Source organism: Stenotrophomonas sp. 63632_Sma, assembly GCF_056482875.1.
In genome coordinates this window covers 1,723,496-1,750,059 of record NZ_CM151220.1, presented here as the reverse complement: position 1 = coordinate 1,750,059, position 26,564 = coordinate 1,723,496, and the positions used below count along the sequence as shown (strand labels likewise).

At 66.5% G+C, this 26,564-nt stretch carries 19 protein-coding genes and 3 tRNA genes; 13 read left to right on the top strand and 9 right to left on the bottom strand.

Annotated features, from left to right (window positions below):
* The first annotated feature begins 7 nt into the window (after positions 1-7).
* The 6 genes from ACZK45_RS08130 (at position 8) to ACZK45_RS08105 (ending at position 2,795) form a co-directional block, all read left to right on the top strand.
* Positions 8-676: a YoaK family protein gene (locus ACZK45_RS08130; protein ID WP_049463692.1), complete on the top strand. Its 669-nt coding sequence runs from the start codon at positions 8-10 to the stop codon at positions 674-676.
* 64 nt (positions 677-740) lie between these two features.
* Positions 741-1,550 (top strand): bifunctional hydroxymethylpyrimidine kinase/phosphomethylpyrimidine kinase, encoded by an 810-nt coding sequence (gene thiD / locus ACZK45_RS08125; protein ID WP_049400932.1) that lies wholly within the window; start codon positions 741-743, stop codon positions 1,548-1,550.
* Entirely contained in the window at positions 1,547-2,473 is a 927-nt protein-coding gene (locus ACZK45_RS08120) for an alpha/beta hydrolase family protein (protein WP_478445664.1), read from the top strand. The genes thiD and ACZK45_RS08120 overlap by 4 nt, the downstream gene beginning before the upstream one ends.
* A tRNA-Arg gene (locus ACZK45_RS08115) sits at positions 2,464-2,540 on the top strand. The genes ACZK45_RS08120 and ACZK45_RS08115 overlap by 10 nt, the downstream gene beginning before the upstream one ends.
* A 69-nt stretch (positions 2,541-2,609) precedes the next feature.
* Positions 2,610-2,686: transfer RNA gene (locus tag ACZK45_RS08110), tRNA-Arg, on the top strand.
* Between the two features lie 32 nt (positions 2,687-2,718).
* A tRNA-Arg gene (locus tag ACZK45_RS08105) sits at positions 2,719-2,795 on the top strand.
* 747 nt (positions 2,796-3,542) lie between these two features.
* On the opposite strand, the gene ACZK45_RS08100 is transcribed toward ACZK45_RS08105, so the two are convergent.
* Positions 3,543-4,463: a LysR family transcriptional regulator gene (locus ACZK45_RS08100; RefSeq protein WP_049461318.1), complete on the bottom strand. Its 921-nt coding sequence runs from the start codon at positions 4,461-4,463 to the stop codon at positions 3,543-3,545.
* A gap of 140 nt (positions 4,464-4,603) precedes the next feature.
* On the opposite strand from ACZK45_RS08100, the gene ACZK45_RS08095 reads away from it, so the two are divergent.
* A complete protein-coding gene (locus ACZK45_RS08095; RefSeq protein ID WP_012510689.1) occupies positions 4,604-5,305 on the top strand; it encodes a pirin family protein in 702 nt (233 codons plus the stop codon).
* A 115-nt stretch (positions 5,306-5,420) separates the two neighbouring features.
* Here the strand turns inward: ACZK45_RS08095 and ACZK45_RS08090 are convergent, their stop codons facing one another.
* Positions 5,421-7,625 carry a TonB-dependent siderophore receptor gene (locus tag ACZK45_RS08090; RefSeq protein WP_478445663.1) on the bottom strand — a complete coding sequence of 735 codons (2,205 nt, stop codon included), beginning with the start codon at positions 7,623-7,625 and terminating at the stop codon, positions 5,421-5,423.
* A gap of 147 nt (positions 7,626-7,772) precedes the next feature.
* Positions 7,773-8,468: an alpha/beta hydrolase gene (locus ACZK45_RS08085; protein ID WP_253146035.1), complete on the bottom strand. Its 696-nt coding sequence runs from the start codon at positions 8,466-8,468 to the stop codon at positions 7,773-7,775.
* Between the two features lie 184 nt (positions 8,469-8,652).
* Between ACZK45_RS08085 and ACZK45_RS08080 the strand changes: the two genes are divergently transcribed.
* Positions 8,653-9,792, top strand: coding sequence for an MFS transporter (locus ACZK45_RS08080; RefSeq protein ID WP_478445873.1), 1,140 nt, complete (start codon positions 8,653-8,655; stop codon positions 9,790-9,792).
* 82 nt (positions 9,793-9,874) lie between these two features.
* Here ACZK45_RS08080 and ACZK45_RS08075 read toward each other — a convergent pair whose 3' ends face one another.
* A complete protein-coding gene (locus ACZK45_RS08075; RefSeq protein ID WP_032128432.1) occupies positions 9,875-10,993 on the bottom strand; it encodes an alpha/beta fold hydrolase in 1,119 nt (372 codons plus the stop codon).
* A 185-nt stretch (positions 10,994-11,178) separates the two neighbouring features.
* Here ACZK45_RS08075 and ACZK45_RS08070 point away from each other — a divergent pair, with 185 nt between their 5' ends.
* On the top strand, positions 11,179-12,525 hold the full coding sequence (locus tag ACZK45_RS08070; RefSeq protein WP_478445662.1) for a c-type cytochrome: 1,347 nt from the start codon (positions 11,179-11,181) through the stop codon (positions 12,523-12,525).
* Positions 12,522-13,454, top strand: a complete 933-nt coding sequence (locus ACZK45_RS08065; RefSeq protein WP_478445661.1) for a c-type cytochrome — start codon at positions 12,522-12,524, stop codon at positions 13,452-13,454. Before ACZK45_RS08070 ends, ACZK45_RS08065 begins: the two co-directional genes overlap by 4 nt.
* 12 nt (positions 13,455-13,466) lie before the next feature.
* Here ACZK45_RS08065 and ACZK45_RS08060 read toward each other — a convergent pair whose 3' ends face one another.
* Positions 13,467-14,996, bottom strand: a complete 1,530-nt coding sequence (locus tag ACZK45_RS08060) for an OmpA family protein (protein WP_478445660.1) — start codon at positions 14,994-14,996, stop codon at positions 13,467-13,469.
* 150 nt (positions 14,997-15,146) lie between these two features.
* Here ACZK45_RS08060 and ACZK45_RS08055 point away from each other — a divergent pair, with 150 nt between their 5' ends.
* A complete protein-coding gene (locus tag ACZK45_RS08055; protein ID WP_478445659.1) occupies positions 15,147-17,525 on the top strand; it encodes a TonB-dependent receptor in 2,379 nt (792 codons plus the stop codon).
* 8 nt (positions 17,526-17,533) lie between these two features.
* Entirely contained in the window at positions 17,534-19,642 is a 2,109-nt protein-coding gene (locus ACZK45_RS08050; RefSeq protein WP_478445658.1) for a phosphocholine-specific phospholipase C, read from the top strand.
* Positions 19,643-19,756: 114 nt separating this feature from the next.
* Here the strand turns inward: ACZK45_RS08050 and ACZK45_RS08045 are convergent, their stop codons facing one another.
* The 4 genes from ACZK45_RS08045 to ACZK45_RS08030 all read right to left on the bottom strand — a co-directional run bounded on the left by ACZK45_RS08045 (position 19,757) and on the right by ACZK45_RS08030 (position 25,972).
* Entirely contained in the window at positions 19,757-21,352 is a 1,596-nt protein-coding gene (locus tag ACZK45_RS08045; RefSeq protein ID WP_253144559.1) for an alkaline phosphatase D family protein, read from the bottom strand.
* A gap of 10 nt (positions 21,353-21,362) precedes the next feature.
* The gene (locus tag ACZK45_RS08040) at positions 21,363-24,296 is read right to left on the bottom strand and encodes a TonB-dependent receptor (RefSeq protein WP_478445657.1); all 2,934 of its coding nucleotides are present in this window, start codon (positions 24,294-24,296) and stop codon (positions 21,363-21,365) included.
* A 141-nt stretch (positions 24,297-24,437) separates the two neighbouring features.
* Positions 24,438-25,460, bottom strand: coding sequence for a FecR family protein (locus tag ACZK45_RS08035; RefSeq protein ID WP_478445656.1), 1,023 nt, complete (start codon positions 25,458-25,460; stop codon positions 24,438-24,440).
* The gene (locus ACZK45_RS08030) at positions 25,457-25,972 is read right to left on the bottom strand and encodes an RNA polymerase sigma factor (protein ID WP_049400446.1); all 516 of its coding nucleotides are present in this window, start codon (positions 25,970-25,972) and stop codon (positions 25,457-25,459) included. The genes ACZK45_RS08035 and ACZK45_RS08030 overlap by 4 nt, the downstream gene beginning before the upstream one ends.
* A gap of 138 nt (positions 25,973-26,110) precedes the next feature.
* On the opposite strand from ACZK45_RS08030, the gene ACZK45_RS08025 reads away from it, so the two are divergent.
* Positions 26,111-26,410: a hypothetical protein gene (locus ACZK45_RS08025; protein WP_032128423.1), complete on the top strand. Its 300-nt coding sequence runs from the start codon at positions 26,111-26,113 to the stop codon at positions 26,408-26,410.
* The last annotated feature ends 154 nt before the right edge of the window (positions 26,411-26,564 follow it).

Sequence of the window (26,564 nt, the reverse complement as noted above, 5' to 3'; positions counted from 1 at the left end):
CCCGCCGATGGGAATACGCCTGCCCACCTGGGTCTGGATCGGCGCGGTCGCGCTCTCGTGCGTTGCCGGCATGGTCAACGTGGTCGGCTTCCTCGGTTTCGAGCACCAGGCGGTCAGCCACATGACCGGCAGCACCAGCCAGCTGGGCATGGCGCTGGCCCAGGGTGACTGGCGCGCGGTCGGCCACCTGTGGGGATTGCTGATCGCGTTTTCGCTGGGCGCGATGCTCAGCGGCCTGCTGATCCAGGACAGCGCATTGCAGCTGGGCCGCCGCTACGGTGTCGCGCTGGCGCTGGAATCGGCACTGCTGCTGGTGGCCATTCCGCTGTTCGAACAGCATCAGATCTGGGGTGCACTGGCCGCCGCCATGGCCTGCGGCCTGCAGAATGCGATGGCGACCACCTTCAGTGGCGCGGTGGTGCGCACCACCCACCTCAGCGGCATGTTCACCGACCTCGGCATCGGCCTGGGCCACCTGCTGCGCGGACTGCCGCTGCAGGTACGGCGGCTGACCCTCAGCGGCCTGATCATCAGCGGCTTCCTCGCCGGCGGCATCCTCGGCGCCTGGTTGTTCATGCGCTGGCAATACGACGCCCTGCTCGCCCCCGCCCTGCTGACCGGCCTGACCGGGCTGGGTTATGTGGTGTACCAGCAGTGGGCGCGTTGGCGGCATTGAATCAAGGACATCCACGCATGGCGTGGATCTACCTTCCCCAGCTGGACCACGGCACAATCGCCGAATGAGCCCGACCACTCCCGTTTCCGCCCTCACCATCGCCGGCTCCGACTCCGGCGGTGGCGCCGGTGTCCCTGCCGATCTCAAGGCCTTCGCCGCGCACCGCGTGCATGGCCTGGCCGTGTTCGCCGCGCTGACTGCACAGAACACCCGTGGCGTCACCGCCGTGCATGTGCCACCGATCGCATTCCTGCAGGCGCAGATCGAAGCCTGCTTCGATGACTTCGATATCCATGCCGTGAAACTCGGCATGCTGGCCAACGCCGAGGTGATCCATGCCGTCGCCGACGCACTGGAAAAGCATCGCCCGCCGCACGTGGTGCTGGACCCGGTGATGGTCGCCACCAGCGGCGCGCGCCTGCTGGAGGAAAGTGCGCTCAAGGCCATGCGCGAACGCCTGCTGCCGTTGGCGACGCTGGTTACGCCCAATACCCCGGAAGCAGAACTCCTGATCGGCCGGAAGATCGCCAACGGCGATGACGCCGAACAGGCTGCCTCTGCCCTGCTCGATCTCGGAGCCGGCGCAGTCCTGCTCAAGGGTGGCCACCTGCAGGAAGGCAACCGCGTGATCGATCGCTACTTCGACGGCGTCAGCAGCGAAGAATTCATCCACGCCCGCCTGCCGCTGGACGCACATGGCACAGGCTGCACGCTCGCCTCGGCCATCGCCGCGCAGCTGTGCAACGGCCTGAGCCTGGCCAATGCCTGCGAAGCCGGCATCGACTACGTTGCGCGCGGCCTGCAGCAGGGCTACGCGCCTGGCCGCAGCGAGGTGCTGGTGCTCGATCACTTCGGCGCGGCACCGCACGCATGAGCCTGACGTCGAGCGTCCTCGCCGTGCAGTGCGACGACGGCCATCGCTACGAAGTGATCGCCTGCGTGCCTGCACAGCCCATCGCGCGCCTGCTGTGGCTGCCAGCGCTGGGCGTGGCCGCGCGTCACTACCTGCCACTGGCATCGGCGCTGGCGGCGAAGGGCGTGGCGGTCTACCTGCATGAGTGGCGCGGCAACGGCAGCAGCTCACTGCGCCCGTCGCGCACGCAGGACTGGGGCTATCGCGAGGTACTCGAACAGGATCTGCCGGCCAGCCAGGCCGTCCTGGCCGCAGCCGATGACGCCGCCGACGCCCTGCCCTGGATCATCGGTGGACACAGTCTGGGCGGGCAGCTGGCCTGCGTGCATGCCGGCCGCAACCCGCAGCACTTCAACCGGCTGTGGCTGGCGGCCAGCGGCTCACCGTTCTGGCGTGGCTTCCCACCACCGCGCGGCTGGCTGCTGCCGCTGGTCTATCGTTTCCTGCCGTGGATCGCGCAACGCCAGGGCGTGCTGCATGGTCGGCGCCTCGGCTTTGGTGGCACCGAAGCGCGCGGGCTGATCGCCGACTGGGCGCGCGTTGGCCTGAACAACCACTACGCCGCGGCCGGCATGAACGAAGACCTCGATGCGCAGATGGCGCGCGTGCATGGCAGCGCGCAGGCCGTGTTGATGGAGCACGACTGGTTGGCACCGACCGGATCGATGCAGACGCTGCTGGCGAAGCTGCCGAATGTGGACGCGCAGCTGCGCGTGCTGTCCGCGCAGGAACTGGGCACGCGCGCCGATCATCTCGCGTGGCTGAAGGCGCCGGAGGCCGTAGCTGACAGCTTTTTCATTCAGTTGGATGAAAATTTTCACAAAACTGTTGACGGTACGCGCCGACATCCGCATAATTCCGCTCCTGTCGCAGGGCGCCCGTAGCTCAGTTGGATAGAGTACCTGGCTACGAACCAGGCGGTCGGGAGTTCGAATCTCTCCGGGCGCACCACTCGACAGGTTTCCAGCATCCGCCGCTGGAAATGCAGTAAAATTTAGCAGTAAGTTGATTGTGTACCGCGCGCCCGTAGCTCAGTTGGATAGAGTACCTGGCTACGAACCAGGCGGTCGGGAGTTCGAATCTCTCCGGGCGCACCATACACAGTCAGCACAACAAGTTTATGTATTTGGCGCCCGTAGCTCAGTTGGATAGAGTACCTGGCTACGAACCAGGCGGTCGGGAGTTCGAATCTCTCCGGGCGCACCATTACACCGAAACAGCAGGCCTCGGCCTGCTGTTTTTTTATGTGTGTTTTTCGGCAGGGCTGCGCCCTGCACCCCTGGTAGTGCCGGCCGCTGGCCGGCAACCTCAACAGCAAAAGCAAAAGCAAAAGCTGGCATTCCGTGGGTTGGCGGGGCGGTGTCGGAGTGCGGGGACGCCGCAAGTACGTCCCTGTAGGCTTGGCAGCCGCATCCATGCGGCTGACACCCCGCACTCCGACACCGCCCCACCTTCGACAGGTTCACGCGGCTGTTGGTAGGTGTCGACCTTGGTCGACACATCTGTCAGATATCGAATGAATTCATCCACGCATGGCGTGGATCTACCGTGTCGATCAAGGTCGACACCTACCAGAGCAGTACGCCGTTCCGACAGATCGCGGAAAACTGTCGAAGGCGGGGTGGGTCCGGTTGCGGGGGCGTGAGCCGCATGGGCCCGAGGCATGCCTCGGGCGGGTTGGGCAGGAGGCCCAACCCGGGTCTTGCCGTGTACGCAGGACAGCGCACACGAGCAAGCGGCGACCGAGCTTACATGGGTGAGGGCGCTTTGCTTGCGAAGCATTGCTTCGCAAGCGCCCGAACGCACAGCCGCCAGCGGCTGGGCCGGGCCCCGGAGGGGGACTTGCAGCGTCCCCCGCAACCGGACCCACCCCGCCTCCCCACAGGGAACCAGCTTCTGCTGTTGCTGTTGCTCCAGCTCGTAGCGGGTGCAGGGCGCAGCCCTGCCGTACCCCTACCCCCTGGCCATTGACTGCCACCACTGTGACAGCAGCTCCGGCCTGCGCAGGCGCTCTCGCCACCAGCGCAGTGCGGCGCCATCCTCGCCGGTGCGCCAAGCCAGCCAGAAGGTCTCTTCCGGCTTGTGCTCCTCCACCTCGCGGATCACCAGCTGGCCACGCGCCACCGCCGCGCGCGCGCACGGCTCGGGCAGGAAACCGAAGCCCACGCCTTCGCACTGCAGCTTCAGCTTGCTGGCCATGTCCGGCACCGTCAGCATCTCCTGCCCCATCAACAGGCCGACCGTGCGCGGCAGCAACCGCCGCGCCGAATCGGAGACCGCGATCGCGCAGTGTTCGACCAGCTGCTCGCGACCCAGCACACCCGGCACTGCGGCCAACGGATGACCGGGCGCGACCGCGAACACGAACTCCACCGTACCCAGCGGCTCGACCACGTAACCGCCGCCGCTGGGACCCTCGCCCGGCGCACCAACCAGCAGGTCGGCACGGCGGTCCAGCAAGGCCTCCCAGGTACCGGACAGGGCCTCGCCGATCAATCGCAGCCGGGTCGGTGCCTCGGCCTCACGAAATGCGGCGATGTCCGGGCCGAGCAGCCAGGTCGGGAACACCGAGTCCACCGCCAGGGTCAGTTCGGTCTCCCAGCCCGACGCCACCCGGCGCACCCGCAGTTCCAGCTCCCGGGCTGCGCGCAGCAGGTGGCGGCCCTCGTCCAGCAACGCGCGGCCAGCCTCGGTCGGCTCGGCGCGCGGGCCGACCCGGTCGAACAGCTGTACACCCAGGTCCTCCTCCAGCTTGGCCACGGTGTAGGAGATGGTCGAAGGCACTTTGTGCAGGGCCTTTCCGGCGCCGGCGAACGAGCCGCGGCGGTCGATGGCGTCCAGGATCTGCAGGGCATCGAGACTGAGTTTGAGCATTCGAATTTTTCGATGATGGCTGTCAAAACTATCCGTTTTTCAAACCCCGGGCGCAAGCGGATACTTCTCTCCAACGGGGAAACACAGCGGCTACCAGCCCACCCCGCCCCATCGAAACCATCGAACAAGGAGATTCCATCATGCTGCAGATCCGCAAGAGCGCTACCCGTGGCCTGGCCGAGCATGGCTGGCTGTCCTCGCGCCATACCTTCTCCTTCGCCAACTACTACGACCCCCGCTACGTCAGCTTCGGACCGCTGCGGGTGATCAACGAAGACAAGGTGATCGGCGGCCAGGGCTTCGGCACCCACAGCCACAGCAACATGGAGATCGTTTCCTATGTGCTGGGCGGCGCGCTGGAGCACAAGGACTCGATGGGCACCGGCTCGGTGCTGCGTTACGGCGACGTGCAGCGCATGAGCGCCGGCAGCGGTGTCAGCCACAGCGAGTTCAATCACTCCGCCGACGAGACCGTGCATTTCCTGCAGATCTGGATCTTCCCGGACGCGGAGAACATTACTCCGTCGTACGAAGAGACCCACTTCGCACCGGAAACCAAGCGCGGCCAGCTGCGCCTGATCGCCTCGCCGGACGGTGCCGATGGTTCGCTGCGCATCCACCAGGATGCCCGCATCTTCGCCACCATCCTCGATGGCGGCCAGAAGCTGCACCACGCCCTCGGCAACGGTCGTGGCGCCTATGTGCAGGTGGCCCGAGGCCAGCTGCAGGTCAATGGCATCACCCTGGAAGCCGGTGATGCACTGCAGGTCAGCGACGAAGCACAGCTGACCCTGGAGAACGGCAACGACGCCGAAGTGCTGGTGTTCGACCTGCCGCTGTAATGACAACGCCCGCGATGCCGAAAAGCATCGCGGGCGTATTTGTAGAGCCGAGCCATGCTCGGCTGCGGTTTGACAGCCAGCCGAGCGCGGGCTCGGCTCTACAGCACCACCGGCGTCAGAACTTGTACGTCATCGCCAGGCGCACGTTGCGCGGCTCACCCCAAGTATAGGTGCTGTACCAGCTGAAGATCGTGTAGTACCGCTTGTCCAGCAGGTTGTTGACGTTGAGCGTGGCCGACAGGCGATCGTTGAATTCATAGCGCGCCATTGCATCGAGCAGCCAGTAGGGTTGGGTGCGATGCACCACCTTGGCCTGCGTGGCCGGGTTGGTGATCTCGCCGAAAGTGGAATCCTGCCAGCGCGCGCCACCGCCCAGCGTCAGCCCCTTCCAGTCGCCGCGCAGGCGGTAGCTGGTGTGCAGGCTGAACTGGTTTTCCGGCTCCAGTGTGGTCACCTTGGCACCGGCCTGGCGGGCGATCTTGTGCGAGAACCCACCCTGCACCTGCCAGCCCTCGGCCAGCTGGCCCGACATTTCCAGCTCGTAACCCTTGGTACGCACGCCCATCAGGGCGCGATAGGCATCCTGCCCGTCCGGTGTCTTGCCACCAGTGGGCTGGGCGAAGTTGTCCTGGTCGAGCTGGAACAGCGCCGCACTGGCGTTGAAGCGCCCATCGAGGAACTCGGCCTTCAGGCCCATCTCGTAGCTGCGGCCTTCCAGCGGATCCAGTGCCTTGCCCTGCTCGTCGCGTTCGCTGTGCGGTTTGAAGATGGTGCTGTAGCTGGCGTACACCGAATAGTGCTCACCGAGGTCGTAGACCACGCCGGCATACGGCACGAACACGCCGGTCTCGCGCGTGTCCGGCGAGCGGTAGCTGGCCAGGCGACTGCCCACGATCACCTTCAGTGGATCGGCCACGTCGAAACGGCCGACCACATACAGGCCGTTCTCACGCGTCACTTCGTTGTTGCTGTAGCTGCGCTGCCACTCCGGCTCGGGAATGTCGCCATTCCAGGTTCTGTAGTCCGGCACGGTATCCGGGAACCCCGCCTGCGGGCCGTAGCCGGTGTTGGTCCAGCGCTTGCGCGAGGCGCTGCCACCGACGACCAGCTCATGCTCGCGGCCGAACAGGCCGAAATGACCGCTCAGGTAGAAGTCGGCCGCATTGCTGACGGTCTTGCCAACGTACTTGCCGAGCCACAGGCTGACGCCCTCGCCGGTCAACGGATCGGGATTGCCGGCGGCGGCACCGGCCAGTGCCGCGTCATAGCCGTTGACCTGGTGGTTGAGCTGCAGCTTGGCCACCCAGTCGTTGGCGAAGGTGTGCTCGAGCGTGGCGAAGCCGGTGCGCACATACTGGCGCCAGCCACTCCAGCGCGTGCCGTTGTTGAACGAACGCGGCATGTGATTGAAGTTGCCGGCACTGTCCAGAAGAGGGATGCCACCCCAGGTCGAGCCCTTCGGGTCGCTGTCCATCGTATCGCCACCCACGGTCAGCAGCGTGCGCTCGCCCAGATCGGCTTCCAGCACTGCGTAGCCCACCTTGCTGGTGCGCTGGTAGAAGTCGAGATTGGAATGCTTGTCCTGCCAGGCGCCCACCGCACGACCGCGCACGCGTCCATCGGCGGTCAACGGGCCGCCAACATCGATCTCGGCACGATAGTCATCCCAGCGGCCCACACCCAGCGTCGCACTGCCGGCGAACTCCTTGCCCGGCTTCTTGCGCACCAGGTTGATGGTCGCGCCCGGATCGCCCATGCCGGTGAGCAGGCCGGTCGCGCCCTTGAGCACTTCGATGCGGTCATAGATCGCGGTATCGCTGAGCGTGTTGCCCGCCGAATAGGCCGAGTCACGCGACATCGGGATGCCGTCGTACTGGAAGTTCTGCACGGCAAATCCACGTGCGTAGTACTCGGTGCGCTCGCTGTCGTAGGTGACGATGCTGATGCCCGGGGTCACCCGCATCACGTCATCGATGCCGTTCAGGCCAAAGTCGTCCATCTGAGCGCGGGTAATGACGCTGATGGTCTGCGGGGTCTGCCGTGGCGTCAGCACCAGGCGGGTGGCGGTGGCGATGGTGCCGGGCGTGTACGCGCCGCTGCCCTCGGTGATGGTGCCGAGCAGGTTGGCGGTGACCTGCACGGTCTGCAGGGTCTGCGACGCCGGGGCCTCGGCGGCCTTGTCCGGCTCGGCGGCGGACTGCGCGACTGCGATGCCGCTGCTGGCCAGTGCGGTGATCAGCAGGCCCCGGGCAAGCGCCTGCGGCAACGCACGGCGACGCGGCAATGGGGACGGAATACGGGCATCAGGCACAGACAGCACGACGGGACCTCCACGATCGAGTGGGATCCTCTGGCGGCGGCTGGAGGGAAGACGGGGACGCGGCCGGATGGCCGCAGGCGCAGGAGTGTACTCCCCTGCGCCCCGGCTGTCGTGCGGTGTGCTGTGGTGCGGCGCGCTGCCGCAGGCTCAGCCGCCGATGGCGGCGCAGGCCTCCAGGATCAGTGCGGTCACGTCCTTCGGCTGCGAGGCCAGCGAGGCATGGCTGGCATCCAGCTCCAGCAGTCGCTTGGGCTGCATGCGCGTGGCCATTGCCCTCTGGTTCTCCGGCGCGATCATCCGATCATGGCGGGACAGCTGGTACCAGCTCGGCTTGTGCTTCCACGCCGGGTCGCTCACCGCATCACCGAAAGTGCTGGCCAGCGGCGCCTTCTGGGTCACCGCCATCACCCGGCCCTCATCGTCGCTCAGATCCTGGCAGAAGCTCTCATGGAACTTGTCCGCACGCAGCCACAGGTAGCCATCGCTGTCCGGCGCAAGGTTCGGCGCCGCCTCCGGCAGGTGCTGCTGGGTGATGCCACCGGGGCTCTCGCCGGCATCAGGCGCGAAAGCGGCGATATAGACCAGGCCCTTCACGTTGGCCTCGTTGCCGGCCTGGCTGATCACCGCACCACCGTAGGAGTGGCCGACCAGCAGCACCGGCCCGTCGATCTGCCGGATCATTTTCTGGGTGCGGCCGGCATCGTCGGCCAGCGAGGTGAGTGGCAGTTCCACCGCCTGCACGCGGTCATGGCCGTTGCGATGCAGTTCCAGGATCACCTTGGCCCAGTGTGCGGCCCCGCCCCAGAAGCCGTGGACGAGGAGGATGGTGGGTGTCGTGCTCATGTACAGGTCTCCGGCAGCGGGCGGCGGAATGCCGACCGTGCAGCCACTGTCCGTGGGCGACGTTAATCGCCAGTGACGCGATCGGGTCACTGCAATCGTATGCGTCGCCCGATGTCACGCATGGCACTTGCCGAGCCGTCCTGAAAACGTTTTCATGAACACCCCCTGGAGCTTCGCACCGCGCATGACGCCCTCATCCCCACGTGCCCAGCAGCACGCCACCCGTGCCGCCTTCTTCATTCCCGGATTCGCCACCGCCGCCTGGGCGCCGATGGTGCCCTACGCCAAGGCCAAGGCCGGGCTGTCCGACGCCAGCCTCGGCGCCGTGCTGCTGTGCCTCGGGCTCGGCTCACTGCTGGCGATGCCACTGGCAGGTGCGCTGACCGGGCGGCTGGGATGCCGCCGGGTGATGGTGATCACCTGCGCGACGATGCTGTGCGCCCTGCCCTTGCTGGTGCTGGCGCCCTCTCCGGTAGCGCTGGGCGCCGCCCTGTTCGTGTTCGGCGCCGGCGTCGGTGCACTGGATTGTGCGATGAACATGCAGGCGGTCGCGGTCGAGCGCGACGCCGGGCGCGCGATGATGTCCGGATTCCATGCCTTCTACAGCATCGGCGGCTTCGTCGGCGCCGGCTGCATGACCGGCATGCTGATCCTGGGTACGCCGCTGTGGCTGGCCGCGCTGGTTTCGGTGGCCGCACTGCTGCTGGTGGCAGTGCTGTCGGCACCGCACTGGCGCCCGCAACGGATCCTGCATGAAGGCCCCCTGCTGGCACTGCCGCATGGCGTGGTGCTGTTCATCGGCGTGCTGGCCTTCGTGGTGTTCCTCGCCGAGGGCTCGATGCTGGACTGGAGCGCGGTGTTCCTCGCCGAAGTGCGGCAGGTGCCACGTGACCAGGCCGGTGCCGGCTTTGCACTGTTCACCCTGGCGATGACCGCGATGCGCCTGTTCGGCGACGGCATCGTCGAACGCCTCGGCCGCACCCGCACGATGGTCTTCGGCGGCATCACCGCTGCGGCCGGTTTCACCCTGGCGACGCTGGTGCCATCGTTTCCGGTGGCGCTGGCCGGCTACGTACTGGTTGGGCTGGGCTGCGCCAACATCGTGCCGGCGCTGTTCTCGATGGCCGGCCAACAGCGGGTGATGCCGGAGAGCATCGCCATCACTGCGGTCACCACGCTGGGCTACGCCGGCATCCTCGCCGGTCCGGCAGCGATCGGCGCACTCGCACACGCTACCAGCCTCGGCTTCGCCTTCCTGTGCGTGGCCGCGCTGCTGCTGGGCGTCGCGGCGTCTGCGCGCTCGCTGGCAAGACGGGTGGCCTGACAGAAAAAAAGGGACGGAGGGGATTAAGTCGTTTCTGGCCCAGCTGTGCGGGAAACGACTTAATCCCCTCCGTCCCCTTTTCTCAGCTGCGTGTCAGCCACTCGGCCTGGGCCGGCAGCTGCGGTGCGGGGCACGCGCTCTGCGGGTGGTGCTGGTCGCGCGCCATCCAGTCATCGACCACGCCGGCCAGCAGGTCCAGCCGCAGCGGCAGGGTGATGTGGTCCTCGCCGCGCATCTCGATGTAGTGTGCGCGCGGGTTGGCCTGGGCCAGTTCGCGGCCTTGGCTGACCGGAATGTGCTGGTCGCCCTGCCCGTGCAGCAGCAGCACGCAGGCGCGGGTATCGGCCAGCGCGCGCGCTACATCCACGCGGTCCAGATCGACGTCGATGCGGCGGCTGGCGGCGGCGATCACCTGATTGATGTCCTGGCCGCCGTAGCGCCAGCGCGCGTACGACGCCACCGCCTGCGCCTTCAGGCCTTCCGGCTGCAGTCCCATCAGGTGCGGAATCATCGTGCGGATCGCCACACCGGCATTGGCGAACGATTCCATCGCCACCACGCCTTCCACCTGGTCGCCCAGCTTGTCGGCGGTGAACACCGCTGTGGCGGCGCCATAGGACACGCCGAACAGGTACAGCGGGCCGGTTACTTCACCACGTGCACGCAGCTCGCCGATTACATCCACCACATCGTCGGATTCATAGGTGCCGTATCCGGACGGACCTGCACCGGACTGTCCATGGTTGCGCAGGTCCAGGGTGATCACGCGATAGCCGGATTCGGCCAGCTGCAGCGACCACGGCAGCATCGAATCGCCGTTCATCATCCAACCGTGCAGCAGCACCACGGTGCCGCGCGGGGCCTGCGCGCGGAACGGTTGCGGTACTGCCAGGCTCAGGCCGGTATCCAGCGGCAGGCCGTTCTCGTGGCGCTGCGGCAGGTAGTGATAACGCGCGCCGTAGTCGCCGGGATCGAACACACGCCAGAAGATCGGCACGCCATCGCGGCCCGGCGCGAAGCCATGGCGGTTGGGCAGTTCGGCGATGGCCGCGGCAATACGCGGGCGATCGAGCAGGGTCGATACGCCACCTGGCGCGATCAGCCTGTCGGCGAGCGAGGTGGACGAGGCATTGATCGAGGAGGAGCATGCAGCCAGCCACAGGCCGGCGCACGCCAGCAACAGCAGCAGCAGGCGCTTCATATCACGTCATAGGGGTGAATCAGACAGGCTGGGACGTTAACGCCTCGATAGACCGGCCATCTATCGCGCGCGGATGACGGCTTGATGACAACGCAGGAACGATTCAGCTTGGTGTACAAGCTGTATCCGTTCAGTCATTGATCCGGATCAATGAACGCGCGCGCGGGATTGCCCACAGTGCCGCCATGCGCACCTCGCTCAAGCTCGCCATTGCCCTGGCCGCCACGTTTGCCGCCGCCTACGGCATCGCCCGCACCACGCCCTACTGGTTCGCACCGCGACAGACGGCGCAGGTCGACATCCACGATCCGACGCTGATCGCGCAGGGACAGTACCTGTCGCGCGCCGCCGACTGCGCCGCCTGCCACACTGCGCCGGGCGGCAAGCCGTTCGCCGGTGGCCTCGGTATGCAGACGCCGATGGGCACGATCTACTCGACCAACATCACGCCCGATCCGGACACCGGCATTGGCGCCTACAACTACGCCGACTTCGAGCGCGCGGTACGTCGCGGCATCCGTCACGATGGGCAGCCGTTGTATCCGGCAATGCCGTATGCCTCATACGTGATCGCCAGCGATGCCGAGATCAAGGCGCTGTACGCCTACTTCATGGGCTCGGTGCAGCCGGTGAAGCAGGGCAACGCCGACAGCACGATCCCGTGGCCGGCCAACATGCGCTGGCCACTGGCCTGGTGGCAGCTGCTGTTCGCACGCCCGCGTACGTTCAACCCGGATCCGTCGCTGGATGCCAGCCAGCAGCGCGGCGCCGAACTGGTGGAAGGCCTGGCCCACTGCGGCGCCTGCCACACGCCACGTGGCCTCGCGTTCCAGGAAAAGGCGATGGCCGATGATGGCAGCCGCCAGTTCCTGTCCGGCTCGGTGCTGGAAGGCTGGTATGCGAAGAACCTGCGCAATGAATCAACCGGTCTGGCCAGCTGGAACGAGGGCGAGATCGTCGACTTCCTGCGCACCGGACGCACCGATCGCTCCGCGGCCTTCGGCGGCATGGCCGACGTGGTCGAGCACAGCACGCAGTACCTGTCCGACGCCGACCTGCTGGCGATGGCCCGCTACCTGAAACAGCTGCCGGCGCGCGAGGGCCGCAGTTCGCAGTGGTCGCCGGGTACCGACACCACCACCGCCGCACTGCGCAGCGGCGACTACCGTGTTGCCGGTTCACTGGCCTATGCCGAGCACTGCCAGGCCTGCCACCGTGCCGACGGGCGCGGCATGCCCCGCGTCTACCCGGCCCTGGCCGGCAACTCGATCGTGTTCGCCGATGATCCCAGCTCGCTGGTACAGGTAACCCTGATCGGCGGCCGCACGCCGCATACCCCGCACGACCGCATGGCCTTCACCATGCCCGGTTTCGAGCAGCTGCCGAATGCACAGCTGGCACAGATCCTGACCTTCATCCGCAGCAGCTGGGGCAACCAGGCCAGCGCGGTGAGCGAGGTCGACGTGGCGCGCATGCGCCGGGTGGTGCGTGACAAGCCGGTGCACTACGTTCCGCAGGAGGCCGCACGATGAAACGTTCGCGCAAACGCTCCCGCCTGCTGGTCGGCAGCGTGGTCACCCTCATGCTGCTGGCCGGTGCCGGTGCCGGCGCCCTCGCCTATCGCCATCTGTACCCGGACCTGGATGCCGCCGTAGCCAGCACGATCGATATCCTCGATGCGCAGGGCAAGGTGGTCGGGCACTACCACGCACCCAGCGCCGAGGAGATCGCCGGGCTCGGCAATGCAGAATCGGTGATGCTTGGCCGCCGCATCCTCAACGAGACCGCGCGCCTGCTGCCGGACAACGTCGGCAACGATCTGAACTGCAATTCGTGCCACATGGCCGAGGGCAAGCGACCGTTCGGCAACCACTACTTCAATACGGGCGGCGGCGCCTATCCGCGCTACATGCCGCGCCCGGGCAAGGTGATCGGGCTGACCGAGCGCATCAATGGCTGCCTGCAGCGCTCGATGAACGGCAAGCCGCTACCGAAGGACTCACCGCAGATGCGCGCGATGCTCGACTACATGGCGTGGCTGAGCAGTCCCGTGCCAGACGGTGCAAAGGTGGCCGCCCCCAGCGAGGGCCCCATCGACAGCACGCTGACCCCGGACCCGATCCGCGGCCAGGCGCTGTACGCCGTGCAGTGTGCCGCCTGCCATGGCGACAACGGCGAAGGCAGGCGCGACGCCAGCGGTGATATCGCCTTCCCGCCGCTGTGGGGCGACCACAGCTTCAACATCGGCGCCGGCATGGCGCGCCTGTACAAGGCGGCCGGTTTCGTCAAGCACAACATGCCGCCGGCGGTGACCCGCGAGCCGCCACTGGGGCAGCAGGTGATGCCCGACCAGGATGCGGTGGACATCGCCAGCTACTTCATCAACCAGCCGCGGCCGGACTTCGCCAACAAGGCCAAGGACTGGCCGCGCGACCCGAAACCCAAGGACGCGCGGTACTGAGGAGGGCGTGGTTCAGCGCTTGACCAGCTCGACCCGGCGATTGCGCGCCTTGCCTTCCTCGCTGCCATTGTCGGCCACCGGCCTGTCGGCGCCGAAGCCGGCCGCCTGCAGGCGGTCGGCGTTGACCCCCTTGGCGGTCAACGCCGCCACCACCGACCGCGCACGATCCTCGGACAAGCTGCGGTTGTGCGCGGCCGCGCCGCTGTTGTCGGTGTGGCCTTCGATCGACAGTTTCAGCGACGGGTCGGCACGCAGCAGGTCCAGCACCTGCGCCAGTTGCGGTTCGGACGTCGACAGGATCTGCGCCTTGTCGGTGGCGAAGTTGACCTGGATCGCCACGCGGCCGTCGCTGTCCAGCTTCTTCTTCAACGCATCGGCCGGCAGCAGCGCCGCGGTCTGGGTGAAACCCTTGCGCTCGACCACGACCCAGCCTGCGCTGAGGTATTCGAGGCGAGCATGCACCCACACCTGGCGGCCGTCAGCCAGATCGACGCGATAGACCACGGTGTCGTAGTTGTCCCAGCTGTAGCTGGCCGCGTTGCCGTAGGACGACTGCACCTGCTTCGACACGCCCTCGGCCGCCTCGTGCGGGATGCGCCCCTCGAACACCTTGGTGCCGTTGACCTGGGCCATCATCGCCTCAAGGTTGCGGCGTACTTCATGCATCGAGTATTCGCGCTCGCCCTTGTCGAAATCGGCAGCGAAGGTGCGGCCCTCGACCGGTTCGAAGTGATCTCCGGTCCAGAACGGGAAGGCATCGAAATCACGCTGCTCGGGCGTGTTGCGCTCACGATAGCCGGCCGGCAGGGACAGGTGCGGGAAACGGTCCGACCACTGCGCGGTGGCCTTGAACGGAACGTCATCCACGACCACCAGACCGGCGCCGTTGCTGTCCACCGCCAGCTGCACCCACACGGTGCGGTTGGCCTGGCGCAGCACGTAGACGGTGGTGGGTGCGTCCTGTTCACCGTTCACCGCATCGATGAAGCCACCCCCGATCTCGCCTTCCAGTTGCGGGCCGTAGTAGATGTCGCGCAGCAGCGTGCCTTCAAAGACCTTGCGGCCGCCAGCGGCGGTGATCACACCGTCGAAGTTGCGCTGCACTTCCAGCGCAGAGAACGCCTTGTCGGGGGCCGCCTCACTGTCGGTCACGATGCGTGCCGACCAGCTCGGACCTTCCACCCAATGCACACCCTCGCCCATCCGGAACGGGAAGCGCGCCCAGGCGCGCGGGTGCGGGGCGTTCTGCGGCGCGTAGCCCTGCGGCAAGCTGAAGAACGGCAGCTCACCCAGCGTGGTGTCGCTCAGCGGCACGCTACCGGTGTCGAACGGCACCAGAGGCACCGGCTTGCCATCGCGGTCGGTGAGTGCGGTGCCATCGGCGGCTGCCGTTGAACCCGCTGGGGCGGCGGCCGGTGCTGCGGCCCCGTCCGCCGTGGCTGGCGCAGGCGGTGCCACCTCTCCATCCGAGGGCGTCCGGTTGCACCCTGCCAGCAGCACCAGGGCTGCACCTCCCAGCCAGATCTTCGATCGCTTCTGCATCGCCACCACCTCAGGTCCATTGAAGCGCCGAGCATACCCGAAGGCCGTGACCGCCCCCACAGTGCCATCGTTCCTGCGCTGCCACGTCATGCCGATGTCATTGGCGCTGCCGACACTCCGGGGTTTCCTCCCTCTGAAGGTCCGGTTTCGATGCGAACGATTGCGCGTTTTCCCCGTGTCTCGCTGCTGGTCCTGCTGATCGCCCCCGCCCTGGACGCCCTCGCAGAAGCACCGCAGGGCGATACGGGCGAAGCGCGCAGCAGCGATGCGCGTACCCTCGACCAGGTACAGGTGATTGGTCAGGCCACCAGCTACGCGAAGACTTCGGTGCGCGCGGAAACACTGAACCGGCAGACGGTGATGAGCAGCGTCAACGACGCGCTCAACGAAGTGCCCGGCGTGGTGGTCAGCGAGGCCGATGCCACCGGTTCGTCGGTGTGGGGCACGCAGATCAGCATGCGCGGCTTCGTCACCAACCGTGACACCCAGCAGATCGGGACCACCATCGACGGCCTGCCCAATGGCGGCTCGGGCTACGGCGGCGGTTCGCTGGCCAACCGCTACATCGATACCCTGGACCTGGAAACAGTGGAAGTCAGCCAGGGCACCGCCGATATCTCCTCGCGCTCGAACGAAGCCCTCGGCGGCACCCTGAACTTCCTTATCAACGATCCGCTGCAGGACAGCCGCTTGCGCTTAGTGGTCGGTGCCGGTGACAACGAAGCGCGCAAGTACTACGTGCGCTACGACACCGGCCTGCTCGGCGGCCATACCCGCGCCTGGGTCAGCGCTTCTTCCGCGCGCGTGCACGACTGGATCGACGGCAGCGGCAAGACCAGCAATGACCACATCGCCGGCAAGTTCATCACCGAGCTGGATCGCTGGACGCTGACCGGCTACCTGTCCTACAACGATGCCGACGAGCCGGAGTACACCAGCGTCTCGCCGAAGGGCTTCGCCACCAATCCGGACCGCGACAACCTGGTCGGCACCCTCACCGGCATTCCGTACCTGGACCAGAACTACCGTTCCGGCTCGCGTGCGCTGCGCGAGAACACCTTCGGCTACCTGCGCGCGGCCTTCGACGGCGGCAACGGCTTCAAGGCCTCGGTGGCGGCTTACGGGCACCGCATGGAAGGTCGTGGCGACTGGCTGCCCCCCTACCTGGCGCAGGTCAGCGATGATGGTGCCGGTCGCCCGGAGTCGGAGTACATCGGTGGAAAGACCGTGTACGGCGGCAGTAACCGCGGCCAGATATTCTTCGTCAATCCCGATGGCAGCGCCGCGCAGCGTCTGGCCAGCTGCAGCCCACGGCTGGGCTTCACCGCCGAGTACGATCCGAACTGCTACGCGGGCAACGTGCTGGGCGCGCAGTCCTACCGCCACACCCACTACGACAACGACCGCATGGGCGTGACCGCCGACGTCGAGTGGCGGCAGACCTTCGGTGCGGTCGACAACACGATCCGCGGCGGCCTGTGGGTGGAGAAGCTGGACCGCTCGGCGCGCCGCGACTGGCATCGCCTGCTCAACGTAGGCCAGGACATCGCCTTCGACCATCAGCCGTACTGGGTGCAGTTCGAGGACAAGTACAAGGTTGACGAACAGATGTACTACGTCGAGGACGTGGCCCGCTTCGGGCCGTTCAGCGCACGCCTGGGCGTGAAGCAGTTCTTCGTCGACCAGTCGCGCCGCCGCGTGATCGGTGCCAGCGAGCACGTCAAATCCGATTCCAAGTCCGATCCGCTGCTGTCCACCGGCTTCACCTGGGCGCCCGGTGTGGAAGGCATGGAGCTGTTCGCTGGCTTCTCGCAGAACTTCGCCGCCATTCCCTCCGGCGTGCTCGGCGAGACCGACCCGCAGCGCTTCCGCAACGTCGAGCCGGAGACCGCCGACAACATCGAAGTCGGCATGCGCATCAGCCGCTGGCCGCTGACCGCGTCGGTCACCCTGTACAACATCAAGTTCGACAACCGCATCGTCTATCTGCCGGCCGGTTTCGTCAGCGGCATCGACTACCTGGGCGAGACCGACGGTGTCTACGAGAACTTCGGTGGCGTGGAAAGCAACGGCCTGGAGGCGGCGTTCGGCTATGGCTGGGACAACGGCTGGCGTCTCAACGCCGCCTATACCTACAACCGCTCCAAGTACCTGGGCAGTGGCGATGCCGCACGTGATACCCAGCTTGGCATCGTCGACGGTGCCAAGGTGATCGGCCAGCCCGAGCAGACCCTGGTGCTGTCGGCCGACTGGCAGGGCGAAAACTGGAACTTCGGCCTGTCCGGTCGCTACCTGGGCACGCGCTACCTCGATGCCGCCAACGTCAACAAGCTGCCCTCGGCCACCGTGTTCAACGCCAATATCGGCTTCGACCTGCAGGGCCTGTCGCCGCGCCTGAAGGGCATGGGTGCCAACCTGGTGGTGAGCAACCTCACCGACAAGCGGTATCTTGCAGGGGTGGACGGCCGCGACAATGCCTTCATCGGCGCCCCGCGCACTGTCGGCATCTCCTTCCGTGTGGACCTGTGAGTGAGCCCGTGACTGATATCGGCCGACGCCGGTTGTTGCAGGCCGGCGTTGCCGCCGGCCTTTCCCCGCTGCTGCCCAGCATCGCCCGGGCTGCAGCGATCGCCCCCGCCGCGCAGACGCGCAGCCTCGAAGACCTGCAGCACATCGTGGTGTTCATGCAGGAGAACCGCTCGTTCGACCACTACTTCGGCACGCTGCCGGGCGTACGGGGTTTCGGCGATCGCTTCGTGGCTCCCGCGCCGGCACTGCAGACCGGCGGCCGCACGCGCAGCCTGTGGCTGCAACCCGATGCCAGCGGCACGCGCGCGATCGCACCGTTCCCGCTGGATACCGCCGCGCACTTCGGCTACATGCGGGTGGAGGGCACACCACACACCTGGCCGGACGCACAGCGCGCCTGGGACCACGGCCGCATGGGGCAATGGCCGAAGGCCAAGCAGAACCACTCGATGGGCTACTTCCAGCGCAGCGACCTGCCCTTCCAGTTCGCACTGGCCGATGCCTTCACCATCTGCGACGCCTACCACTGCGCGATGCAGGCCGGAACCAACCCGAACCGGGTGTTCCTGTGGACCGGTCACAATGATGCACACGCGCGTGCTGGCGGCCCGGTGATCGCCAACTCGCACGACAACTTCCCCGAGCACGGCGGGCATCCGGCGTCGTATCGCTGGACCAGCTATGTCGAACGCCTGCAGAAGGCGGGCGTCTCCTGGCAGATCTACCAGGACATGGCCGACAACTTCACCGACAACCCGCTGGCCGGCTTCGAGGCGTTCCGCCAGGCCTACCGTGCTGCGCCAGGGCATGACCCGCAGCTGCGCGCGCGTGGGGTCAGCACGCGTGGCCTGGCGCAGCTGCGCCAGGACGTGGTCGATGGGCGCCTGCCGCAGGTCAGCTTCATCATCGCCGACGCGGCCGGCAGCGAGCATCCCGGCCCCTCCAGCCCGGCCCAGGGCGCGGCCTATACCGCACGCGTGCTGGATGCACTGACCGCCGATCCGGAGGTGTGGAGCCGCACCGCCCTGCTGCTGATGTTCGACGAGAACGACGGCTTCTTCGACCACATGCCGCCACCGGCACCGCCTTCACCGATAAACGGTGGCTGGGCGGGTATGTCTTCGGTCAGTACCGAAGGCGAGTACCACCGCCATCCGGCACCGGGCGACGAGAAGTACGACGCCGCCGAGCTGCGCGGCCGCCCGTATGGACTGGGTCCGCGCGTGCCGCTGTACGTGATTTCACCCTGGAGCCGCGGTGGCTGGGTCGATTCGCAGGTGTACGACCACACTTCGGTCATACGGCTGATCGAACGCCGCTTCGGCGTGGCCGCGCCCGACATCTCGCCCTGGCGCCGTGCGGTCTGCGGAGACCTGAGCAACGCCTTCGACTTCGCCCAGCGCGATACCCGTCCGTTCGTACGCGGCCTGCCCGACGTGAGCGCGGCGGCCGCACGTGCCGCCGCCCTGCCAGGACGCACCGTGCCAGCGTTGCCGGAGGGGCTGGAACCGGCGCAACAGGAGCGTGGCGTACGTCCGGCGCGTGCCCTGCCCTATCGGCCGCAGGCATCGATTGCCGCGATCGACACATCGGGCGTGGAACTGGTGCTGTCCTGCGAAGGTGCGGCAGCGGTCCTGCATGTCTACGATCGGCTGCGGCTGGGTGCAGTGCCACGCCGCTATACACTGGTACCGGGCACGCCACTGCGGGAGCGCTGGCCGCTGGATGTGCACGGTCGCTACGACCTTTGGCTGCTGGGCCCGAACGGCTTCCACCGTCACTTCCAGGGCGCTGCCAAAGGACCCGTTGTGCAGGCGTCGGTCGAGCGCGCCGACGGCCAGCTGCGGCTGCACCTGCGCAATCTCAGCGATACCGCACAGCAGCTGCGCGTGCATGCCGGTGCCTATGCCGGGCACATGCCGGAACAGACGCTGGCGCTGCCGGCGCATGCGGAGACCGCATTGGCGTGGGATGCAGCGCCTACCGCGGGCTGGTACGACCTGCAGGTCGGCGCGGGTGAGAGCATGCTGCGTCTGGCCGGGCGTGCCGAGGATGGTCGCCCTGGCACCAGCGACCCCGCGATGGGCAGCGAACCATTGCGGTTCGAGCACGATTGAACCGCTCCGCCCTTGTAGAGTCGAGCCATGCTCGACTGCTTTTTCCGGTCAATGATCGAAGAACGATCGAAAAGCAGTCGAGCATGGCTCGACTCTACAAGGGGGCGTGCCTGATCAGGCCTCCTGCAGCCCCGGCCGACCGTGCTCGACCGCGTAGCGCTTCCAGCTCTGCAGCGCGCCATTCGGCTGCATCACGGTATCCAGCGTCTTCATGTCGCCGATCCATGCATCACGGGTGACATCGCACAGCACATAGCCACGCTTGTCGGTGGTCGCCTTCAGATAAGGGCTGTGCGCGAGCTGATTCCTTGCGTACGCATCCACGCCCTGGCCGTCGGAGCCGGACGTGATCGAAGTGGCGAGGAACTCACTGGAGACCACGCCCGAATCACGATGGTCCTGCACCAGGTCGCTGGCGTAATGCCGGTGCGCGTCGCCACACGCCGTCACCACGTTGCCGAAGCCAACCTTCTGGATGTGGTCAAGCAGGCGCCGGCGGCTGTCCAGATAGCCCGACCACTGGTCGTCGGAGGACTGCACCATCCCGTCCTTCTCGCGCATGTAGTTGCCCAGTGCCACCTGGTGGGCAATGGTGTGCCAGCGCGGCGCGGCATCGGCCAGGCCGTCGAACAGCCAGCGCTCCTGCGTCGCACCCACAATGCTGCGCTCCGGCGATTCCACCTCCTCGCGCAGCGCCATGTTCACCTGCTTGCTGCGGTACTGGCGCGTGTCGAGCAGGTGCAGGTCCATCAGCGTGCCATAGCGTGCGCGCCGGTACATCTGCATGTGACCATCGCGCGGGAATGCCGAACGGCGCAGTGGCATGTTCTCGTAGTAGGCCTGGAACGCCTGTGCGCGGCGCAGCAGGAACACTTCGCTGGGCGTATCGTCCTGGTCTTCGGCGCCGGCCCAGTTGTTGTCCACTTCATGGTCATCGAAGGTGACGAACCACGGCGCCGACGCATGCGCGGCCTGCAGGTCTGCATCGCTCTTGTACTGGGCGTAGCGGCGACGGTAGTCGTCCAGCGTGTAGGTCTGCGGCCCGACATGATTGCGCAGGTTGGTGAACGGCTGGCCGTTCATTCTCCGCAGGCCCGGCTGGCTTTCGCCTTCGTAGATATAATCACCGTAGTGGAAAACGAAATCCAGCGATTCCTCGGCAATGCGCCGCCACGCGGTGTAGTGGCCTTCTTCGTAGTGCTGGCAACCGGCCACCGCAAAGCGCACGCGATCCACTGCGGCCGTGGCTGCGGGCAGCGTGCGGGTGCAACCGACCGCACTGGCGTGGCCGCCTACGGTGAAGCGGTACCAGTAAGGCCGTGCGGGCGCCAACCCACCCAGCTCCACGTGCACAGCGTGGCCGAGTTCGGGATGCGCCATCGCCGAACCCTGGCGTACCACCTTGCGCATGCCCTCGTCCGCCGCCAGCTGCCATTCGACCACCATCGGCCGGGTCGGCATGCCACCGCCGAACACCAGCGGCTCGGTCGCCAGCCGTGTCCACAGCACCATGCCATCGGCCGAAGAATCACCCGAGGCCACGCCCAGGGTGAACGGCGTGCTGGCGAACCGCGGCGACGCCAGCAGGTTGCGCGGGTTCAGCGCGGCGGCATCGGTCTGTGCGGCCAGCGCGTGCGCCGTGCCCATCCAGGCGCCGGCAGCAGACAGGCCGGCCAGGGCCAGGAATCGCCTGCGATTGATCGTATCCACGGCTGCGCCCTCAGTTGTAGATGATGTGGAAATAGAAGAAGCGGCCGTAGTCGTCGATCTCGGTACGGAAGCGCCCGTTCGGGCCGTTGCTGTAGGTCGGCTGGGTGTTGAACAGGTTCTTGGCCTCGTACTTCAGCGTCACGTGCTTGCTGACCTTGTGGCTGAAGCCCATGTTGAAGGTCATGTACGGGTCGTAGTACGAATCCAGCCACTGGGTATCGCCGAAGTCGACCAGCATCCGGCTGCGGTAGGTACCGGACAGGCGCAGCTGTGCGCTCTTCCACGGCATGCGCCAGATCACCGACCCATTGAGCGACCAGTCCGGCTGGTACAGCAGGCGGTCCAGGCGGCGTTCGGTGCCATCACTGATGCGGTAGTTGGTCTGGCCTTCCAGCCGCGTGGCGTTGAAGTACATGTCGAAGCGCTGGCGGCCCCACTGCAGGTTGCGATTGGCGACCGCGAACTCGACGCCGCGCAGCCTGGACTCGTCGGTGTTCATCGGCTGGGTGACCCGATAGCGCGTGTCACCCACATTCTCGAAGGTGGTCAGGGTGTAGATGTCGTCCTTGATCACCTTGTCGAACAGCGCAATCGAGACCAGGCCGTTATTGCCATTGAAGTACAGGTCCCACGCCAGGTCGATGTTGGTGGAACGGCGCGGCTGCAGGTTGGCGTTGCCCTGCTTGATGGTGCAGAAGCCCCTGCCCTCCTCGTCATCACCACAGCTGGTGCTGGTGGCCTGGGCGATGTTGCTGGGTGTCGGCCGGCCCAGCGTTCGGCTGGCGGAGAAGCGCAGGCGCTGGTCCTCGCTCAACTTGAACGTCGCATTCAATGAAGGCAGCAGGTTGTTGTAGCCACCGCTCGTATTGCGGAAGGCAGAGGTATACGTAGTGCCGCCATCATCGCTGAATGGGCTGTAGGCATCGAAGCGGGTGTGGTCGTAGCGCAGGCCGCCGATCAGCAGCAGCCGGTCCCAGGCGTAGTGTGCGGACACGTAGGCATTGGTGATGTCCTCCACGTACTTGTAGTCGCTGGTGAAGTTGGCATTTGGATACGCCGCATTGTTGTTGCCCAGTTTCGGCAGCAGTTCCTCGTTCCACTTGCGGTTGTCGATCAGCGGGAAGCCCGGCACGCTGCCCAGCAGCGTCGAACCCGGATACAGGTAATCGTTGAGCGTGGCACTGCTCTTGAAGTAGTCGAAGTCGATGTCCTGCCAGATCTTCAGGTGGCGGTATTCGGCGCCGGCGGCCAGGCCGAAGCCACGCGCATCGGCGTCGATGTTGTAGCTGAAGTCGACACGCAGGTTGTCGATGCTCTCCTTGGCGTCGCGCGGCGAGACATAGGCCTGTGCCGGGTTCAGCTTGAACGCCGAGCTGGTCAGCAGGCTGGAGTCGGAAACCGCCACTGCGTTCGGGAAGCCGTGGCTGTCGTTCTCGTAGTCGACGAACAGATTGCTTGGGTAGGCGCGCACACCCCAGTAGACCTGGTTGTTGTGGAAGGTCTCTTCGGTATGGCCGCCACGCAGGGTCAGCCGCGAGCGATCACCGATATCCCAGTTGAAGCTGGCGATGGCGCCCCGGTTGCTGCGGTCCCAGCGGTCGTGGCGGTTCTTGATGTAGATGCTGTTGATCTGGGTGGTACCACTGTCTTCGGTCTGGTTGCGGATCGGAAACTTGGCGTTGCCGTACAGATCGGTCTTGTTCATCGTCGAGTTCTCGTAGAACCGGTACGAGTACAGCAGCAGCGATGCGTAGAAGGGATCATCCGAAGGCTTCCACTCAAGCTTGGCGGAGCCACCGAAGTTGGTGATGAAGTTGGTGTAGGTGCCGGTGCTGAAGTTGCCCGGCGCACGCAGCCCGTTCCAGCCCTTGGCCTCGTCCGGCCCGGTGGTACCGTCGGTGAGGTACTTGCCGGCGTCGTTGTAGTAGTAGTTCGACTCCACCCAGCGCTTGACGCTGTTGCGCGAACGCTGCTCATAGCGCGCTACCGCAACAAGGCCGAATTCCTGGTCGGCACCGAACTGGTTGGAGAACACCATCTTGGCGCTCTTGCCGAAATGCCCCAGGGTCTCGTGGTTGCCACCGGCACTGCGCTCGACATTGGTCTCGGCCGTGGAGTAGATACCAGCCACATCGGCGAACACGTACCTGCCGGACCGGTCGAAGGCACTGCGGCTGATGATGTCGATCACGCCGCCGATCGCATCCGGCGCCTGCTCCGCGCTGAAGCTCTTGTAGATGTCGGTGCGGGTGCCGATGTCGCTGGGAATCAGCTGCAGGTTGTTCATGCGCTCACCCGAGCCACTGCCACCCACGCTGGCAATCGCGATGCCATCGATGGTGGTGTAGTTGAGGTTGGCCTGCACGCCACGCACCGTCACGTAACGGGGCTCACCGGCATCCTCCACGGCACTCAGGCCTGGCGCGGCCATCAGGCTCTCGGCCAGCGTCTCGTCGCCGTAGCTGTCCATCTCGTCGTAGACCACCGAATCCTTGATCACCGGCGAGGTCTTCTTCTGGTCGATCACCTCATGCGCAGCAATCACCTTCACCGTGCCCAGGGTCGGCGCCACCACCGCTTCGGCCTCGCGCGGCTTCGGCGCGGCCGGCTTCGGTTCGTTGTGTGCCGGCGCAGGATCAATGGCGATGACGTTGCCATCCACCACGGTGTAGCCCAGGCCGGTCCCTGCCAGCAGCGCGTCCAGCGCCTGCTTGACGGTGGCACCGCGCGGCACCGCCCCGGCCATGTGCACTTCACCACTGCCCGAATACAGGAACTGCACGCCGGAACTGCGCGACAACTGCTCCAGCGCGCGCGCCAGCGGCTGCGCCGCGATCGGCGCCGAAACGCGGGCCTCGAGGCCATCGGCAGTGGCCGCAGCCGCCAGCGGCACGCTGCAGGGAGACAGGGCGAGGATGATCGACAGGTAGAGCGTGTTGCGCATCACGGGTCCTTGGAAGAGAGAAGGCAGCAGGTGCCGCTGCGTGACTCGGCAGCGGCTTCTCCCAAGTAAGAGCCCGCATCCACCGAAGTGGAGAACGCGGATTTGATGAATTTTTTCTGACAACCCACGGCCATGTCGACCTCAGCGACTGCCAACCCGCACGGTGTCGCCTTCTCGCCGCACCACGAAGCGCGGGTCGCGCTCGAGGAAGGCCTGCAGCGCACCGATGCGATGCGCGTCCAGGCTGCCGGACAACCGCGCCGACGCCGCACCTTCATCCAGCACCCGCACCTGCACCTGGTTGTGGCGGTTGAAGGCGGCGGCCACCTCATCCAGCCGCTCGTCCAGGAAAGAGACCTTGCGTTGCTGCCAGTCCAGCAGCATCGACAACGGCACATCCAACGACTCGACCGCATGGCTGCGCGCGTCGACCTGCACCACCTGGCCTTTACCCAGTTGTGCAAGACGCCGCGCATCCGCACCGTGGCTCCACACTTCCACCTCGCCGGAAACCACACCGATGCGGGTGCCCTGCAGCCGTCGCGACACGTCGAACACCGTGCCGATATCGCGGATCTGCAATCCGTTCACCTGCACCTCGAACGGCCGTCGGTCCTGGGCGATGTCGAACGTGGCCTCGCCCTGCAGCAGCTCCACCCTGCGGCTGAACCCGCCCATGCGCACCCGCAGGCGGCTGTCCGCGTTGAGCCGCACCTGGGTCTGGTCTGGCAGCACCAGGTCGCGAATTTCTCCATGTCCGGCGCTGTAAAGCTGCTCGGTAGGCATCAGCTGCGGAACCAGGCCCACGCCGAGCAGGGCGATACAGGCTGCGGCAGCCGCCACCCACCAACGCGTGCGACGGCTGTGCGGCGCACTGCGCAGCGGGGCCTGTGCGTGTCCGAACAGCGGCACGACCTTGGCAGCGGCCTGCTGTGGCGGCACCGAGGCCTCTTCAGCCAATGCCGATTGCAGCGCCTCACCAACCTGCCGGTGCAGTGCGAGCGCGTGCATATAGGCGCGCACATGCTCCGGCGAGCGCTTCATCCAGTCCAGCAACGCAACCCGCTCGGCTTCGCCCAGCACGCCCTCGCGATTGCGCTGGAACCAGTCCATGGCCTCGCTGGCGATCGCGTCGTCGGCCGCACCCGATGGATTCCGTTTCATGTGAGCTCCCTGGCGCCCAGCGCCTTCCTGCAGGCGTCCAGCCCCTTGCCGATATGCTTGCGCACCATGTGCACCGAGACCTGCAGCTGCTGGCTGATTGCCGGGCAGTCCAGCCCGTCGCGGTAATGCAGCTCCATCACCCGCCGCGTGGTCGCCGGCAGCCGTGCGATGGTGGTGCGGATATCGTTCCAGCGCTGCGCGCGCTCGAATTCGCCTTCGATGTCTTCTTCGCTCTTCAGCACTTCGGCCAGGAGGTCGACGTCCTCCAGCGGCGGCAGCGAAGAACGCGCGCGCGCGTGCTCCCGTGCAAGATTGGCGGCCACGGTGAACAGGTAGGCTTCCGGGTTCTCGACCGCGTCGGCATGCTCACCGGTGCTGCGCAGCAGCCGCAGGTAAACCTCCTGCGCCAGATCCTCGGCATCTTCGCTGGCAGAACCCCGGCGCAGGAAGAAGCCGCGCAGCAGCCGCCGCCGCAGCGCATAGCTCTTCTCCCAGATCCTCACGCTGTTCACGGCCGGCCAACCACCCCAAGGCTGGAAAGCCCCGCAGGGTGACGGCCATCGATGACAGTGGCGTTTCAACTGCCGGCACGCAGCCGCTAGAATGCCGCCCCTGCAGTTTCCGGCAGCCGGCACAAGGAGTGCCCCGCAATGAACGCCCGCACCGCCATCAACACCCTCAGCAGCCTGCTGTTCCTGCTGCTGGTCGCCCACACCACCGCCTACCAGCAGCAGATGTGGCCGCCCAGCCGTGTCGTCCACGTGCATCCGGTGGTCGTCGCCCTCGCCTACGCGCTGGGCCTGCTCACCCTGCTGCTGTGGATCGGAGGACGCCGCTTGCCGGAACGCTGCCAGCAGCTCTCAGGCTGGCTGCCGATCGTGGCCTGGTGCCTGCTGGGCGTTGGTGTGGCGGTCATCCCGATGTTCTTCCCGGGCCTGTCCCCGGCCTGATCAGCGGCCGCACCCGGCGCGCCCGGCCATGATACGGCGCCCCGTGCCAACCCTTGCTTGCCAGAGACCCAAGCCCTGCCCGCCTATCGAAGCCGGGGGGGGCGGGCCTACGCTTGTCTTCTCGGCGGCCGCGACGGTCGCCCTTCGCGTCACG

Excerpts from the sequence above, each read along its gene's own strand:
- ACZK45_RS08130 (WP_049463692.1), top strand. The coding sequence starts at position 8 with ATGGGAATACGCCTGCCCACCTGGGTCTGGATCGGCGCGGTCGCGCTC.
- thiD (WP_049400932.1), top strand. The coding sequence starts at position 741 with ATGAGCCCGACCACTCCCGTTTCCGCCCTCACCATCGCCGGCTCCGAC.
- ACZK45_RS08120 (WP_478445664.1), top strand. The coding sequence starts at position 1,547 with ATGAGCCTGACGTCGAGCGTCCTCGCCGTGCAGTGCGACGACGGCCAT.
- ACZK45_RS08100 (WP_049461318.1), bottom strand. The coding sequence starts at position 4,463 with ATGCTCAAACTCAGTCTCGATGCCCTGCAGATCCTGGACGCCATCGAC.
- ACZK45_RS08095 (WP_012510689.1), top strand. The coding sequence starts at position 4,604 with ATGCTGCAGATCCGCAAGAGCGCTACCCGTGGCCTGGCCGAGCATGGC.
- ACZK45_RS08085 (WP_253146035.1), bottom strand. The coding sequence starts at position 8,468 with ATGAGCACGACACCCACCATCCTCCTCGTCCACGGCTTCTGGGGCGGG.
- ACZK45_RS08080 (WP_478445873.1), top strand. The coding sequence starts at position 8,653 with ATGACGCCCTCATCCCCACGTGCCCAGCAGCACGCCACCCGTGCCGCC.
- ACZK45_RS08075 (WP_032128432.1), bottom strand. The coding sequence starts at position 10,993 with ATGAAGCGCCTGCTGCTGCTGTTGCTGGCGTGCGCCGGCCTGTGGCTG.
- ACZK45_RS08070 (WP_478445662.1), top strand. The coding sequence starts at position 11,179 with ATGCGCACCTCGCTCAAGCTCGCCATTGCCCTGGCCGCCACGTTTGCC.
- ACZK45_RS08065 (WP_478445661.1), top strand. The coding sequence starts at position 12,522 with ATGAAACGTTCGCGCAAACGCTCCCGCCTGCTGGTCGGCAGCGTGGTC.
- ACZK45_RS08060 (WP_478445660.1), bottom strand. The coding sequence starts at position 14,996 with ATGCAGAAGCGATCGAAGATCTGGCTGGGAGGTGCAGCCCTGGTGCTG.
- ACZK45_RS08055 (WP_478445659.1), top strand. The coding sequence starts at position 15,147 with ATGCGAACGATTGCGCGTTTTCCCCGTGTCTCGCTGCTGGTCCTGCTG.
- ACZK45_RS08040 (WP_478445657.1), bottom strand. The coding sequence starts at position 24,296 with ATGCGCAACACGCTCTACCTGTCGATCATCCTCGCCCTGTCTCCCTGC.
- ACZK45_RS08035 (WP_478445656.1), bottom strand. The coding sequence starts at position 25,460 with ATGAAACGGAATCCATCGGGTGCGGCCGACGACGCGATCGCCAGCGAG.
- ACZK45_RS08025 (WP_032128423.1), top strand. The coding sequence starts at position 26,111 with ATGAACGCCCGCACCGCCATCAACACCCTCAGCAGCCTGCTGTTCCTG.